Below are 16,581 nucleotides of genomic sequence, written 5' to 3'. Positions count from 1 at the left end.
AGTATTCAATACGGTTTTAAAGTAATATGATGATTAGCGCATATTTACTTTTTCTTTAAAAATAAATTTGCCAAAATCTATCACACTTTTTAGTGGTACAATGTTTAGTACATCAAAACTGGTGTTTACCGATTTTTCAATAAATATGTCGGTCTTTTCAAATGAAGGTGAAGTGTCGTCTAGCCAAAATTTCATGGTAATCAACAATTGAAACCAAGCCGATTCTTGCAAGGTTTTCTGTTGAAGTCGCTCTACCTTATCTTGTTTAATATCGAGCATCTCGATATCTAAATGCGCGATATAATTTGTGAAGCTATGTTTTAAATCTGAAAGTACACGTAAGCCCTTTAAGCTGTTTTTGTGTTTATTGAGTGCATACACGACGTAGCTTCTATTGGCGGTTAAGTTTTCAAAAAATGTAAAATAAAAGCTTAGCAATTGATTTCTGGCATCAAACTTTAGATAGGGTTCGTTGGCCTGAAGCACTGAGAGCGTATTGTCAAAGAACGCTTTGAAAACTGTTTTCTCAACAGCTTCAAACGAAGCGAAATATTCATAAAACTTAGATTCTTCAAAATTGTTATGCTTAGCGAAAATAAAAACTGATTTCGGATTGTCATCATGTTCCAAAACATAATCCATATACATTGTAATTATGTCTGTAGCTGATATATTTTTCTTTTTTGCCATATCATTTAATTTTAAACAAATGTACAAAATGTTTAATAATTAAACATTAAAGTTAAACAAAATAATATATTATGACTTTTATTTATCAACTAATCTTAACTGTAGCCACAAAACACCATGGCAAAGGTGCCAATAACTTCGGCATAAAAGGTTTTCATTTTTATATTTTTTGTAAAGACACAATGTCTTAATTTAAGTTTTTGTTAACAATTAAAGGTGTAAGATTGTTTAATTTTAACAATCTTAAATAAAATTAACTCATAAACAATATTGACATGAAAAAATTACTTTTAGTATTGATGACATTTACATTGGTTTACTCTGTGAATGCTCAAATTGAAACACCCCAGCCTAGTCCTGCTGCTAAATTGGAACAAAAAGTAGGTTTAACAGATGTGGTTTTAGAATATTCAAGACCTAATATGCGCGGTCGTACCATTTTTGGCGATTTAGTACCTCACGACAAAATGTGGCGTACAGGCGCAAATAAGAATACCATGATTACCTTTAGTAATGATGTAGAAATTGCAGGCAATACGCTAAAAGCGGGTCCATATGCTATATTCACTAAGCCGATGAAAGAATCTTGGGATGTATATTTCTATTCAGATACTGAAAATTGGGGAACACCAAGAAAGTGGGATGATGCCAAAGTTGCAGCTAAAACCAATGTGCCAGTTTACACAATGCCTATGAAAATTGAGTCATTCACCATGACTTTTGATGATGTATCAAGTACGGGAGCAACCTTAGGTATGCTTTGGGAAAACAGTTACGTAGGTGTTGAGTTTAAAGTACCTACTGATAAAGCAGTTACTGCAGCCATTGATAAAGTGATGAATGGGCCATCTGCTGCAGATTATTACACTGCCGCTGTGTATTATTCCTCTGAAGGGAAAGATATTAATAAAGCTAAGATGTGGATGGACAAGGCCATGTCGATGACAGAGAAGCCAGCGTTTTGGCAATTGAGACAACAATCTTTAATTTATGCAAAAGCAGGAGATAAAAAAGGAGCTATAGCAGCCGCAAAGAAATCTTTAGCTGGTGCAGAAGAAGCTGGAAATGCGGATTACGTTAAAATGAACAAAGAGTCTTTAAAAGAATGGGGATCAATGTAAATTCAGATTTCTTAGATTTCTAGATCATTAGATTTATAGACTATAAAAATACAGCCTCCAGATAACTATTTGGAGGCTGTATTTTTTTATTTTAAGGGATGTTGTAATAAAAAAGGGTGCTACTCAACTTCATATTCTAAATCTATTAGGTTTCGTACCGTGTCCAAAACACCAATAAGCATGTTACTGAATTTAAACGACATGATATCACTTTCGTTTTTATCCTGTTGTAAAAGTGCATTAAAATGTTCTATTTCATAATTGTAACCATGGGTAGTATATTCAAATGCAACATTTTTTTCAATGCTATTTTCAATTAAGGTTACTGAAGATGGGGCATGAAATTGACCATTGATTTTAATAATACCTCTTTCACAGTAAAAAACGGCTTCGGTCGGGGTGTCTTCCAACAGGGTACTTTTTAAATACGATTTTCCCCCACGAAGATGTTTAAACGTCATATCACAGGATGAATCAGCACCGTTATGAAATTTGGTAGACACGGCGCTTATTTTTGAAGGCATTCCCAATGTAGAAAGTGCAGCAAAGATAGGGTAGATACCGATGTCTAATAAACTACCACCTCCTAATGATTTTTTGAATAAACGTGAGGAATCATCAAAAGCACGATAAAACCCAAAATCTGCTTCCAGTCTTTCAATGTTACCAAACCTTTTATCCTTTAATTCTTTTAACACAAATTGGTAATGTGGAAGAAAATACGACCACAGTCCTTCCATCAATAGTACGTTTTTGTCTTTTGCTTTTTGGATCATTTGCGATACTTCCTCTGCATTCATAGCAAAAGGTTTTTCACATAATACGGCAATGCCATGGTCTAAACACAATAAGGTGTTGTCCTTATGAAGCACATGTGGTGTTGCAATATAAACCGCGTCTAGGTCGCTATCTTCTGCTAGGAGCTCATAACTGCTATACGCTTTTTTAGCACCAAATTTAGTGGCGAAAACATCCGCTTTTTCCTGTGATCTGGAAGCAACGGCGTATAACTCTGCATCTTTGACGGTTAGTAAATCTTCTGCGAATTTGTGGGCAATATTTCCAAGACCGATTATGCCCCATTTAATTGTTTTAGGCTCTGTACTCATTTTCTTTTCGGTTAAATACTTGCAAAATACATGCAATGCTAATAACTATGACGCAACCTACAAAATTCAACCATAAAAAAGGCAGGTTGATGTATTCATATTCATTTAATAAAAACAGGCCAATGACAACTGCCTGAGTAATAAGTGCAGCTATAAATACCGCATTGCCTTTTACAAACTTGAAGAAAAATGCCAAAAGGAAAATTCCCAATACATTACCGTAAAAGATAGAACCAATAATATTCACGAGTTGAATTAGGTTCTCCGCAAGATTAGCAACACAGGCAACGCCTATAGCTATAATACCCCAAGCCAAGGTGAACCATTTTGAAGCCTTCACCATTTCTGTTTCTGTTTTCTCGCTCGTATTTCTTTTGTATAAATCTATCGTGGTGGTAGAGCCTAAAGCGTTTAGTTCGCTAGAGGTACTCGACATAGCAGCGCTTAGAATTACGGCTAGAAGTAAGCCAATTAAACCACGGGGCAGGTTGTTTAGAATAAAGTGGATAAAGACATAATCTTTATCATTACTTTCAATCTTTATGTTCTGATTATCGGCTGCTTTATCAATCAACAGTTTCGCTTCGGTTCTTAGGTCATCACTCGCTTCATTTGCTAATGCAATATATGCGGCTCCATTTTTAGTTTCAGTATTTAAGTACGACTGTATTAAGGTTTGTTTATCATTAAAAATTTGCTGTTGTTCTTTTTGAAGGACTTTAAAATCTTCGGCATATTCAGAATTCTGGACGAGTTCAGTCGCTGTTGGATTAAAATTAATGGGCGCTTCATTAAATTGGTAAAAAACGAATACCATGACGCCGACCAGCAGTATGAAGAATTGCATGGGTACTTTTAGTAGGCCATTAAAAATCAATCCTAATTGCATTTCCTTAACAGATTTACCAGAGAGGTAACGTTGCACTTGGCTTTGGTCTGTACCAAAATATGACAACATTAAGAAGGTGCCACCAATAATGCCACTCCAAAAGGTATACCTGTTATTTAAATCGAAAGAAAAATCTAGCACTTCCATTTTGCCACTCGCACCAGCAATATCTAAGGCTTTTCTGAATGTGATGTCTGGAGGTAGTTTGCTTACAATTATAAAAAATGCAACGAGCATTCCAATAAAAATCACCACCATTTGGTGCTTTTGCGTGACATTCACTGCACGAGTACCACCAGAGACCGTATATATTATCACGAGGATTCCAATGATAATATTAAGCGAAAGCAAATCCCAACCTAATACAACCGATAGAATAATAGCAGGTGCAAAAATGGTGATTCCCGCCGCTAAACCCCGTTGTATTAAGAATAGTATTGCGGTTAAGGTTCTGGTTTTTAAATCGAATCTATTTTCTAAAAACTCATAAGCCGTGTATACTTTAAGCCGGTGATAAAGCGGGATAAACACCATACAGATCACTATCATGGCTATCGGTAAGCCAAAATAAAATTGCACAAAGCCCATACCGTCATTAAAGGCTTGCCCTGGCGTGGAGAGAAAAGTAATAGCACTGGCTTGGGTTGCCATTACAGATAATCCAATGGTCCACCATTTTGAGGTGTTACCGCCTTTTAAATAATCCTTGACATTTTGACTGCCACGTGTTTGGTACGTCCCATAGCCAACTATGGTAAGTAGTGTGATGATTAAAACAGTCCAATCAATCCATTCTAGAGCTTGCATGGGTTATAGGACTTTAGTTATAATATAGAATACTAAAATATAGAGGGCATTGGCAATTAATACGATGGAGTATAACTTAAGCCACGGCTGTTTAGGTTGGTCTTGATTACTCATTCAGTCATTCAATTTAGCTTCTAGTTTTATTTTCTCTTTTCCAATAGAGAGCATGTTGGCAAACAATCTATAGGCACCTGAAATCCCTTCGGGGAATTCTCTAAAGAAACTTAATCCGGTATATATATAATGTCCTTTACCATATTTAGCTACTAATAAACTGCCATCCTTTGGCGTCTCGTTTTTATCGTTCATAGATAATATCGCTACAAAGTTTTCCGCCCATTCATTTGGAAAATACAAACCGCGTTCTTGGGTCCAACCTTCAAAATCTTTTTGTGTAATTTTATTTGGGTAATTAAGAATAGGGTGTTCTGGGTTTAAAAAGCGTACATCAGCATTTTCGTCAGTAACGCGATCCCTTGATAAGGTTAAATTGAAGGGCGCTAAGGCATCAACTTTTAATCGGAAACTGGTATTGTATTGCACAACCATATTACCGCCTTGTTTTACAAAATCGAAAAGTAAATCCTGTTTATATTTTAACTCATCTACCGTGTTGTAAGCTCTAATACCAATGACAACGGCATCCAATCGACTCAAATTTTCCGGAGTTATGTCCTCTGGATTTAGAATCCGCACGTTATAACCAATTTGTCTCAGGCTTTCAGGGACCACATCACCAGCACCTTGGATATAGCCAATATTTTCACCCCGTTTTTGAATATTCAAACGGACTATTTTGCTTTCGCTGGGTAGCAAAACAGTTTGAGTTGGAATATGTTCGTAATTAATCGTGATAAGTTCATTGGTGTATGTTTTTCCATTCACATTTACAACGGGGCTAATATGGCCTTCGCTATCCGTTTTCGGTGGAATTACAGTAAATATTAAAGTCTGCGCTTCACCTTTATGGGTTATGGATACTTTTTGTTTAGCAGGATAGATATGCCAGTCCTTGGGATGACTAACTTCCACATCACCCTCTAGATTGTCTCGTCCTGCCGTAACAATCACACTAATATCCCGTTGACTTGAATTTTCGAAAATGATGACTTTTTCCGTGATTCTAGCGGATGCTTCTGGAATGATTTCAAACGGACGATATAATTCACCTTTCTCTGGTTTTGAAAACCGATTGATAATGGGTTTTGTAATCGTAATTGGCACCTTATTGATTAGTAAATTAAAATCTACGGTTAGCATTCTTGGTGTTTCGGGCAAACCAATTAACGCAAGATCATTCACTTTGTACATGCCCAAAGATCCTTTTTCAGTGAGCCAATACGGCGTGGTTGGACTTTGATTATTAGAAATATTAATGACCTCCTCAAAAGCGAATTTTGTATTATCTGTAAGTTCAATTTTCTTAGAAATAGTTAAACCCTCAGTCGTTTTAATACTTTCCAAAATGATTGGTGATTGGCTTCTATTTAAAATTTCAATATTTACATTTACCTGATCACCGGGAGTTGCAAGATGGGCTTCCGCGGAAGCTTCCAAGTATAAACCAGCACACATTTCTATAATACTTTTTAACTCTTTAGTTTTTTGAATTCTCCAATGCGCATGGTCTATATTTTGCAGTAATTTATAAGCATCAAGGAGGTTAGGAATATGATTCGACGGCTGAGTGAAGTTGAAATTTTCCTGAATATCATATAAAATCTCACCAATAGCTTCTCCACCATTAACCCGGTTCCATGAGGTGTCGATGCCCTCAAAAATGTCTTTACCACCATCAAAAGAAGCACCCTTTAAAAACTCAATGTATTCGTTTTGAGAACCACGTTGAGATAAACGCCCAAATCCTTGAGATAAATGTTGGCTACTTGCTATAGAAGCGACTTCATTATTAGACAAACCTTTTAAAGGGTAATAGGCGCCAATATCGAAGTTAAGCATATTACTTTTGTCGGCTTTTTCAAAGTTTTCTTGACTTCCATAAAACCACCAACTGGTGTTGAAAAATAGGCGTTTTGGCTGCCAAACATCAGCAATTTTAAGCAAATCCGGAAATGCAGCGGCGTCATTAGCTAAATCAAAAGCTTCTACACTTAACATAGCAGAACTTGTATGGTGGCCATGCGTACTTCCGGACGTTCTATGATCAAAACGGTTAATAATTATGTCTGGTTTAAACTGCCTAATGGCTAAGACCACATCACTTAAAACGGCATCTTTATTCCAAATGGATAAGGTCTCATCTGGATGTTTTGAATAACCAAAATCATTGGCTCTTGTAAAACGTTGTTCACCGCCATCAATTCGTCTAGCTGCCAATAATTCTTGCGTTCTTATTACACCCAATAATTCTCTAATTTCTGAGCCGATCAGGTTTTGTCCGCCATCACCACGAGTTAATGATAGATAAGCCGTACGCGCATGCATTTGGTTCGACATGTACGAAATAAGTCGAGTGTTTTCATCATCGGGATGTGCAGCTACATATAATACCGAGCCTAAAAAATTAAGCTTCTGTATGGATTCGTAGATTTCTGATGCGGAAGGTTTTGTAGGTTGTTGTGCCTGTGAAATAGCAGTTATAAAGAATAGTAATACTATAGAAAAAGTAAATTTTTGCATATGGACGACGTTGGCTAAAAGTCAAATATAGGAAAGAATTACAGCCAGATGATGGCTTTTAATGTTTCTTTAACTTAATTGCTTACAACCACTTTTTTCTTTTGAAATAGATGAGCATGCTAATAAATAGAACAATCATAACACCCCACAAAATAAAGTAGGAATACCTATAGCTTAACTCTGGAATGTATTCGAAATTCATCCCATAGATACCAGCGATAAAGGTAAGCGGAATAAATATAGAAGCCATAATGGTAAGCACTTTCATAACTTCATTCATTTTGTTGCTAATGGTAGTCATATACATATCCATTAAACTCCAAATCATTTCCCGGTAGATATCAATATTTTCAGAAACTTGAATAAGATGATCGTAAATATCACGATAATAGGTAATGGTTTTTTTGTGAATGAGGGCGCTATCATTTTTTTCGATTCTATTAATCACTTCGCGCAACGGAAAAATTGAGCGACGCACTTTTAATATTTCGCGTTTTAAATCTTGAATATGCTTACTAATATCATCATCTACATTGCCTGAGAAAATTTCAGTTTCAAAATCCTCAATTTTATTCCCCAAGGTTTCAATGATAACAAAGTAATGATCTACTACGGCATCAATTAATACATACAGAAGATAATCGGCATTCATAGAGCGCACACGCCCTTTGGCCTGTTTTATACGTTCTCTAACTTCATCAAACACATCGCCGTCGGCTTCCTGAAATGATAACACATAATTTTCGCCTAAAATAAAACTGACTTGTTCGGAAACCATTTCATCATCATCATTATAATAGAGCATTTTAAGTACTACGAACATATAATCATCGTAGTCGTCTATTTTAGGTCTTTGGGAAATATTAACAATATCCTCTAGAACTAAAGGGTGTAGTTCATAATGTTCTCCTATTTTTTCAATTTGATCGACGTGGTTTAAACCATTTATATTAAGCCAGGTTATAGAGTTTGAAAGTTTGAATTCAAAACCCTCCTCAATGGAGCTTAACTGCTTAACGATACACTGTTCTTTATTAAAATCAAAAGCTTCAATAAAAAGCTGTTGTTCTAGCTTTTTACCCGTATAAATAATACTACCAGGAATTTGACCCAGTTTTTTTTTGTAAGTATCGGTTCTTTTTTTTAATGTGCGAAACTTCATCTTATAAAGATATTGAAAATTTATATAGCATCCATCAGATCATCAATGGCGTCCTTTTCAATAAGTGTAACCGCTTTTTGAAGCATAAGGTTATTAGGATAGGTAACTAAATCACCGTTATCTAATCTAAGATGCAGTTGAAAAGCTCTTATGTCTTCAATAATTGCTCTTATAGGAAAGTCTTTATCGTGTATTTCAATTTTATCACCCACTTTGTAAGGAAAGTTGAAAAACATGATAATTCCAGAAGTGATGTTACTCAATATGGACCAAACAGCAAATAGACCAATACCAATAATGGCAAATAAGGAAGAGAATATAAGGGCTAAATCTTTAAATTCTGTACCAAAAACAATGGTTTCAATTAACATTGCCATTAAGAAGAGCGTTATGGTAATATAACGACGAATAAGCCGAATACGAGCCTCATTAATGCCAGTTCGTCTCCCTAATTTTGTGACTGCAAAATTTACAGTAACTCTAACAACAAGGAGAAATAGAAGAACAAATCCGCTTATTATTAATTCATTTTGATAGGTTATAAAAAACATAGTTGGTCGTGTCTATTTTGTAGGTTACAAAGATACATTACAAAACGATAAGGCTTTAATTTAATTGGAGTGTTTCTCTAAGTGCTTCGTCTTTATTTCTATTCTTGCCCCAGTACGCTGATTTAATACTTTGCATTTTGGTTGCCTTTGTAGTAAGTATTTTGGCATTTGGTTCAAAACCACTTTTAAAGGTTTCTGTCCAACCTAATATACTATAAGGGAATTGAGGTTCAAATTGAATAGAGAGCGTTCTGTTCAGCTCTGGATAAGATATGCTATAAGTGTTTGGTTTTAGTGTTGCGGATGCTTGGTATGCTTTTATTGGGATGTGGCGTAAGCGCGTATATTCAAAAGAAGGAATTATTTTTAAGTCCCCTTGTGGCAGTGATTTAGGATTCATACGAAGTTGTGTCCATAGTTCATTTTCTAAAATAGCCTTATTGATATTGAAGTTTTGATCGGCTTCATCTTCGAAGTAGGAATGTAGAGCGATTTCGAATTTATCGCGATTATTAAGCTGTGCATAAACGTGCCCACACCATTCTTGTATAGAACTGGAAATTTTAATGGCATGTTGATTATTTGAAATGGGATAAAAGGTACTTTGCATTATAGAATACGGGTATATGCCTGTATTAAAGTTTTTAGTGGCATTTAATTTTAGTACAGAAATAGTGTTAGAACGTTGTACATCAGCTTTCACTTGAGCATTTGTTAAAAAATCTTCAGTAACATAAATTAATACGGCTTCACCGTTTCTAATTTCACCGTAGCGTGCTTGTTCTAATTTATAGGATGTCATTTCAGCTTCACCAGCGTACCAATATTTTTTAAAGGCTTCAGAGGGCTCTTTAACAATTGGCTTATTGGTTTCAGGGGATTTATGTATTGCTAATTCAGGATTTTTGCTTTTATTTCCGCAGGATAAAATAAGTGAGATTATACCAATAATAATCCAAAATACGAGTTCAACTTTAAGAATTTTTTTCATATTGAGCGTATAGAAATTATCTAAATTTACAATTTTAGCCGGTTTTAGCAATGGCATTTAACGTTTCGTAAACCACATGGGTCGGTAAACCCATAACATTAAAATAAGAGCCTTCAATTTTAGTCACGCCAATTTGCCCTATCCATTCTTGAATGCCGTACGCACCCGCTTTATCGAAGGGTTTGTAGGCATTTATATAATACCATATCTCGTCATGGGTTAAAGTTTTAAAATTTACTTTAGTGATATCATGAACGGTCTTTTCATAAGTTGTGGTAGTAAAGCATACCGAAGTGATAACCTCATGCGTAGTCCCGCTTAACGATTTTAAAATAATATACGCTTCATTCTCATCACGGGGTTTTCCCAAGGCTTTGTTATTATGCCATACAATGGTATCACTGGTAATTAGAATATCTCTAATTTTTAATTCTGCTTTAAAAGGAAGTGCTTTAAGTTGCGCTAGGTAATTACTGATTTCAAAATGTGTGAGTCGAGTTGGGTATTCTTCCTTGACTGGTTTTAAGCGAATTTCGAAACTTAACCCCAAATCCCTAAAAAATTCCTGACGTCTGGGTGAACCAGAAGCCAGAATAATATGGTGATTTTTTAGTATGTCTTTTAGCATTAGGGTAGTAAAATGTACTTGTATAAAAGTAACGAAAGAATCCCGAACAGCATGACCAATTTAAAAAGACTGCTTATCATATGATAATCTTTTTTTGTTTTTGCCATATAGATTTTAATTGACGAGTAAAAAAGTGGCGCTATAATAAATATCAAGAAATATCCAACGGCTATTTGGTTTCTATACAGAGAATTTATTATGTAAAAAGAAATGGCCAATAGAGGAATAAGGCTAAGCACAAATAGAATGTGTTTAGACCGTTCTCTGCCAATGGCTATAGGGAGTGTGTACATACCAGCTTTGTAATCACCGTCAATATCTTCGATGTCTTTAGCGATTTCACGAAGGAGATTTATTGCGAATGCAAATAGCGCGTAATCTAAAATGATTTTAAAAAAAGTAAAATGAGTGGCTTGATTGAGACTCGTAATATTTGGTAGTAGCTCAAACATCCCAACTATAATAATACTTAATGCGACTAATACTGAAATTATAAGGTTTCCGATAATTAAAATACGTTTTAGGTAGGAGGCATAAACGTATAATAAGGCGGAAATAATCACAAAAAGTGAAAAGAAGGCACTTTTGCCAACAACATGCGACAAATAAAAGCCAATACCAACCCCAACTAAATTGAATGCTATAAATAAATTATACGCCGTTTTTTCAGAAATTTGATTGCCAATAATAAGCTTTTCTGGCTTGTTTATAAAATCGGTTTCAACGTCATAAATATCATTAATAATGTTTCCAGCTGCAGCAATACACATCGTAGCCAAAATTAATAGTGCAATACCAAAATCATCCAAAGCAGTTTGGACTCCAAACGGTTCTAATAGTGCATATTTAATAAGTAATTGCGTCAAGGCAATCATTACTAAATTTTTCCAGCGAATAAGATTAATAAAACCCAAGATTGAAACGATTATTTGGATAATTGCTGCGTTTTTTCAAAGTGAAATATAATAAACTCATTATAATGTGGCATCGTAATAGCCATTCCATTTCCCTTGAACTTTTAGTACTTGCTCTATAACATCTCTAACGGCTCCATAACCACCTTTTTTGTGGGATACGTATTTGGAAATTGCTTTTATTTCTGGAACAGCGTCTTGTGGGCAACACGGAAATCCTATGTGTTTCATAACGGGATAATCAGGAATATCATCTCCCATAAACAATATATTTTCAGCCTTGACATCATGTTTTCTTAAATAGTCATTAAGCTGATCTATTTTATTATGGGCACCCAAATACACATCTGATATACCTAAACCTTCCAACCTTATACGAACACCTTCATGGGTTCCGCCAGAAATTATTGCCATATTAAATCCGGCATTTATCGCTGTTTTAAGGGCATATCCATCCTTTACGTTCATAACTCTTAATAGCTCACCACTGGTAGTAACAGTTACTGAACCATCGGTAAGTACCCCATCCACGTCAAAAATAAACGTGGTGATATGTTCTAAATATTCTTTATAGCTTTTTTCTTCCATGTGTGCTTTGAATCGATGCTGTTAAAAGTTTATATATGTCTTTATGATGTTCCGTTTTTAAAGCCTTTAAGTGTCTTTTAATGGTTTTTTTGTCATTCCGTTTTGCAGGACCTGTTTGCGCTTTAAATGGCGATATGGTTTGAATTTTATGTGCCGTTTCTTGAATGAGTGGTTTTAACAGATCAAACTCAGCACCTTCCGACTCTGTGATTTCATGACCAATTCTATATAGCTGATTTGTAAAATTATTCACAAATACGGCAGCTAAATGCAATACGCCCCTTTGGTCGCTATTTACTCTCTTTGATGGACTTCCTATAGACTGTGCCAATGCTTTTAATAACGGATAATTTTTTTTATGAATGGTTTCTATACAAATAGGAACGTTGGCAAAATCCATAGTTGTGTCTTTACTAAAAGTTTGTAGCGGATAAAAAACACCACGTTCATTTTTCTTGTCAATATCATAAACACCTACACTCCCTGAGGTATGAACTACCAGCTTATCTTTAAAGGGAAGCTCTGATGATAATTTGGAAACGGCATCGTCACTTACCGCCAGAATGTATACATCGGCATCTTTTAACATTTTTACATCGTCGATGATATTTACTACATTTTTATATCTACCAATAGCCTTTAAGTCACGACTATACCACTGCTTAACAGTAATTTGTTCGCTATTATTAAAAGCTTTAAATAAATGTGTTGCAACATTGCCTGCGCCAAGGATACTAACTGAAATCATGTAGCAAAAATAAGTAATATTAAGACATACAAAAGCCTAATCACGTATCTTTGTTTTAATTATGAAGAAAGATATTAAAACACGAGAAGACATATATTTGCTAGTAGCTTCATTTTATAAAAAAGTTAGAGATAATGACTTGTTAGCACCATTTTTTAATGATACCATAAAGGATTGGGATGCACACCTTGAGCACTTAACTACCTTTTGGGAAGCGAGTTTGTTTTTGAAAACAAAATACTTAGGTAATCCTCTAGAAGCTCATATTAATGTAGATCAAGCGCATCACAACAGTATAAGTGAACAGCATTTTGGTGTGTGGTTAAACTTATGGTTTCAAACTATTGATGAACTTTTTGAAGGCGATTATGCCGAAAATGCCAAACGGCGGGCAAGAAAAATGAGCACTTTTTTGCATCTTAAAATTTTTGAGGCAAGACAGACGAAATTATAACACTTTATTAGGCTGAATCTCATTAAAAAATCAAGGAAAATACTTAAATTTGCATGACCTTAAAAGGACCTATATTATGCAAAATAAACTTGCCAAAATTCTTTTCTCGACCCGACTTACCGCGTTTTTATTCATTGCCTTTGCTGTAGCTATGGCTACAGGCACTATTTTAGATGCCGGTCAGGATACTTCGCCAACACCCTACACTAGAAATTTAATTTACAATGCTTGGTGGTTTGAGGCCATTATGGTGTTTTTTGTTATTAATTTTTCTGGTAACATTATTAGATTCAGACTGTATAAAAAAGAAAAATGGGCAACGCTTATTCTGCACTTATCATTCATTTTTATTCTATTGGGCGCATTTATTACCAGATATGCCAGTTTTGAAGGTATGATGGCCATAAGGGAAGGTGCTACAGAAAATAAATTTCTATCTCAAAAAACATATATATCGGCATATATTGATGGGGATTATGTCATTGATGGTGTGCCACAGCGTTTACCCATTGAGCGTGAAGTTGATTTTTCCGGACGTTTGGAGAATGATTTTAAAGTTGAAACGAAATACAATAAACAACCTATAACCATTGAATTGGAGAAGTTTATTGTTGGTGCTGAGGAAGATATTATTCCAGATGAAAATGGGATTGAATATCTCAAAGTCGTAGAGGCAGGAACGTCTGGTGCGCACAATCACTTTTTAAAGACAGGAGAAGTTCAAAATATTCACAATGTATTATTTGCACTTAATAAACCTACGGAAGGTGCTATTAATATTACTTATAATAATGATGAACTCACCATTAAGTCGCCTTTTGAAGGGGAATACATGACCATGGCAACCCGCGCCGAGGGGACATTGGTTAAAGATAGCGTACAACCGCTTCTACTGCGTTCAAGGTACGTCATTGGCGTTATGCAGCTCGTATTTCCAAAACCTGTAGTAAAGGGGTATTTTGATATTGTTCCGAAATCAAAAATATTAAAGAATGATGAAGATGGTGTCTCATTGAAGGTGACCACAAATGGAGAAACTAAAACCATCGGTTTGTTAGGTGGTAAGGGTACGAACAGCGCTTTTAAGCAATTAGAAGTTGGAGGTTTGGATTTTGCATTCAAGTATGGTTCTAAAGTTTTGGAATTGCCTTTTCAATTAAAATTGAACGATTTTGAAGCAGAACGTTACCCAGGAACAGAAAAAGGATATTCTGCATATTCCAGTGAGGTGACTGTAATAGATGAACAAGAAGGAAATTATGATTATAAAATTTTCATGAATAATATTTTGGACCACGGTGGCTATCGTTTTTTTCAATCTGGTTTTGATCCAGATGAAAAAGGGACCATTCTTTCTGTAAATCATGATTATTGGGGAACACTTATAACATACATCGGGTATTTTATGCTGTATTTTGGCATGATGGCCATTTTATTTAGCAAATATTCACGCTTTGGAGATTTAAAAGTTCAGCTTAATAAAATTAAATCTAAAAAAGCAAAAATGACCATGATTTTGCTGTTGTCCTTTGGCTTAACTGGTTATGCGCAAGAACATTCTGAAAATGATGGTCATGACCATTCACGGCCAAACAAAGCTCAGATAGATTCTATTTTGTTGGCCAATGTCGCACCAAAAGCGCATGCTGACGAATTTGGTAAATTGGTGATTCAGGATATGGGTGGACGCATGATGCCTGTAAATACGTATGCTTCAGAAATGCTCCGTAAACTGAGTAAAAGTGACACCTATACAGATTTAAATGCAAATCAAGTATTCTTATCAATTCAGGAAAGTCCGTTGCTTTGGTATAATGTGCCAATTATTTATTTGAAGCCAAAAAAAGGAGATTCTATTCGTAGCCTTATCGGGGTTTCAAAAGAAGAAAAGTATGTGACTCTGGCAGATTTTTTTACCAATAAGGGCGCTTATAAATTAGCACCATTTTTAAATGAAGCATACAAAGCGCAAGTGCCTAATGGATTTCAAAAAGAATTTAAGGAGACAGATCAGCGTGTAACCTTGTTGTTCAATACGATTGAAGGTCGTTCCTTAAAAATCTATCCGCTCCCTAATGATAAAAATAACAAATGGATTTCTGCTTACGATTATAAATATGAAAATCATAAAATTGAGGATTCATTATACAGTAATTTTATTAAAAATGGGTTTTTAGCCTATTTGCAAACTTTAAATCGTGCAAAACAAACGGGAGATTTTTCTGAAGCTTCAAAAATTTTAAATGCTTTCAAAAAGACTCAGCATCAATATGGAGGCACGGTGATGTTGAGCGACGAGAAAGTAAATACAGAAGTTTTATACAATAAATATGATATTTTTAAAAAACTCTACAGCTGGTACATGTATGCCGGTGTGCTGTTGTTTATCGTGTTGATCATTCAGATCTTTAAAGAGAAAAGCAAGGCAATAACCATTACCATTAATGTTTTTAAAGGTATTGTTTTAGGCCTATTTATTTTGCATACGCTTGGTCTTATAGCGCGTTGGTATATTTCAGGGCACGCTCCGTGGAGTGATGCCTACGAGTCTATGATTTATGTGGCATGGGCCACGATGTTTTTTGGTCTGGCCTTTGGAAGAAAAAGTGATTTAACTATTGCTTCAACGGCATTTGTTACGGCGATGATTTTGATGATTGCCCATTGGAATTGGATGGATCCAGCAATTGCTAATTTGCAACCGGTATTAAATAGTTATTGGCTCATGATTCATGTGGCTGTTATTGTGGCAAGTTATGGTCCCTTTACTTTAGGAATGATTTTAGGTGTCGTGTCTTTACTACTTATGATTTTTACCACTAAAAAGAATAAGGATAAAATGCTTCTCAATATCAAGGAGCTTACCATAATTAATGAAATGGCATTAACTGTGGGATTGGTCATGCTAACCATAGGAAATTTTTTAGGCGGCATGTGGGCCAATGAAAGCTGGGGACGTTATTGGGGTTGGGACCCTAAAGAAACCTGGGCACTTATTAGTATCATGGTGTATGCCTTTGTTATTCATATGCGATTAATCCCAGGATTGCGTGGACGATGGTTTTTCAATCTCATGTCTATTATTGCTTTTTCAAGTATTTTGATGACCTATTTTGGCGTTAATTTCTATTTGGCAGGCTTACATTCTTACGCTAGTGGCGATCAAATTGTGAGTGTGAAATTTATAAGTATTGCCTGCGGAATTGTCGCTATGTTAGGATTTTTTGCTTACAGAGGTTATGCAAAGTACTATAAAAAGTAATTAAGGATTCGTAATTATTATAGAGTC

Annotated in this window: 14 protein-coding genes; 3 read left to right on the top strand and 11 right to left on the bottom strand. The window is 35.2% G+C overall.

Annotated features, from left to right (window positions below):
• Positions 1-33 precede the first annotated feature (33 nt).
• Positions 34-690: a TetR family transcriptional regulator C-terminal domain-containing protein gene (locus FAF07_RS00620; RefSeq protein ID WP_142783268.1), complete on the bottom strand. Its 657-nt coding sequence runs from the start codon at positions 688-690 to the stop codon at positions 34-36.
• 275 nt (positions 691-965) lie between these two features.
• Between FAF07_RS00620 and FAF07_RS00615 the strand changes: the two genes are divergently transcribed.
• Entirely contained in the window at positions 966-1,811 is an 846-nt protein-coding gene (locus FAF07_RS00615; RefSeq protein WP_142783267.1) for a DUF2911 domain-containing protein, read from the top strand.
• A gap of 119 nt (positions 1,812-1,930) precedes the next feature.
• Here the strand turns inward: FAF07_RS00615 and FAF07_RS00610 are convergent, their stop codons facing one another.
• The 10 genes from FAF07_RS00610 to FAF07_RS00565 all read right to left on the bottom strand — a co-directional run bounded on the left by FAF07_RS00610 (position 1,931) and on the right by FAF07_RS00565 (position 12,838).
• A complete protein-coding gene (locus tag FAF07_RS00610) occupies positions 1,931-2,920 on the bottom strand; it encodes a Gfo/Idh/MocA family protein (RefSeq protein WP_142783266.1) in 990 nt (329 codons plus the stop codon).
• Complete coding sequence (locus FAF07_RS00605) at positions 2,904-4,616, bottom strand: sodium:solute symporter (protein ID WP_142783265.1); 1,713 nt, start codon at positions 4,614-4,616, stop codon at positions 2,904-2,906. Before FAF07_RS00605 ends, FAF07_RS00610 begins: the two co-directional genes overlap by 17 nt.
• 114 nt (positions 4,617-4,730) lie before the next feature.
• Positions 4,731-7,256: a PIG-L family deacetylase gene (locus tag FAF07_RS00600; RefSeq protein ID WP_142783264.1), complete on the bottom strand. Its 2,526-nt coding sequence runs from the start codon at positions 7,254-7,256 to the stop codon at positions 4,731-4,733.
• Positions 7,257-7,338: 82 nt separating this feature from the next.
• A complete protein-coding gene (gene corA / locus FAF07_RS00595) occupies positions 7,339-8,418 on the bottom strand; it encodes a magnesium/cobalt transporter CorA (protein WP_142783263.1) in 1,080 nt (359 codons plus the stop codon).
• A gap of 20 nt (positions 8,419-8,438) precedes the next feature.
• Positions 8,439-8,969, bottom strand: coding sequence for a mechanosensitive ion channel domain-containing protein (locus FAF07_RS00590; protein ID WP_142783262.1), 531 nt, complete (start codon positions 8,967-8,969; stop codon positions 8,439-8,441).
• Positions 8,970-9,024: 55 nt separating this feature from the next.
• On the bottom strand, positions 9,025-9,960 hold the full coding sequence (locus tag FAF07_RS00585) for a septum formation inhibitor Maf (protein ID WP_142783261.1): 936 nt from the start codon (positions 9,958-9,960) through the stop codon (positions 9,025-9,027).
• 34 nt (positions 9,961-9,994) lie between these two features.
• Positions 9,995-10,588 carry a Maf family nucleotide pyrophosphatase gene (locus FAF07_RS00580; protein WP_142783260.1) on the bottom strand — a complete coding sequence of 198 codons (594 nt, stop codon included), beginning with the start codon at positions 10,586-10,588 and terminating at the stop codon, positions 9,995-9,997.
• Complete coding sequence (locus FAF07_RS00575) at positions 10,588-11,463, bottom strand: geranylgeranylglycerol-phosphate geranylgeranyltransferase (RefSeq protein WP_246067743.1); 876 nt, start codon at positions 11,461-11,463, stop codon at positions 10,588-10,590. Before FAF07_RS00575 ends, FAF07_RS00580 begins: the two co-directional genes overlap by 1 nt.
• A 99-nt stretch (positions 11,464-11,562) precedes the next feature.
• Entirely contained in the window at positions 11,563-12,090 is a 528-nt protein-coding gene (locus FAF07_RS00570) for a KdsC family phosphatase (protein ID WP_142783258.1), read from the bottom strand.
• The gene (locus FAF07_RS00565) at positions 12,071-12,838 is read right to left on the bottom strand and encodes a Rossmann-like and DUF2520 domain-containing protein (RefSeq protein WP_142783257.1); all 768 of its coding nucleotides are present in this window, start codon (positions 12,836-12,838) and stop codon (positions 12,071-12,073) included. The genes FAF07_RS00570 and FAF07_RS00565 overlap by 20 nt, the downstream gene beginning before the upstream one ends.
• Before the next feature lie 61 nt (positions 12,839-12,899).
• On the opposite strand from FAF07_RS00565, the gene FAF07_RS00560 reads away from it, so the two are divergent.
• Complete coding sequence (locus FAF07_RS00560) at positions 12,900-13,292, top strand: group III truncated hemoglobin (protein WP_142783256.1); 393 nt, start codon at positions 12,900-12,902, stop codon at positions 13,290-13,292.
• A gap of 76 nt (positions 13,293-13,368) precedes the next feature.
• Positions 13,369-16,554: a cytochrome c biogenesis protein CcsA gene (gene ccsA, locus FAF07_RS00555; RefSeq protein ID WP_142783255.1), complete on the top strand. Its 3,186-nt coding sequence runs from the start codon at positions 13,369-13,371 to the stop codon at positions 16,552-16,554.
• Positions 16,555-16,581 lie beyond the last annotated feature (27 nt).

This window comes from Changchengzhania lutea, assembly GCF_006974145.1.
Taxonomy (GTDB): Bacteria; Bacteroidota; Bacteroidia; order Flavobacteriales; family Flavobacteriaceae; genus Changchengzhania; species Changchengzhania lutea.
This window is presented reverse-complemented; position numbering and strand designations above follow the sequence as displayed.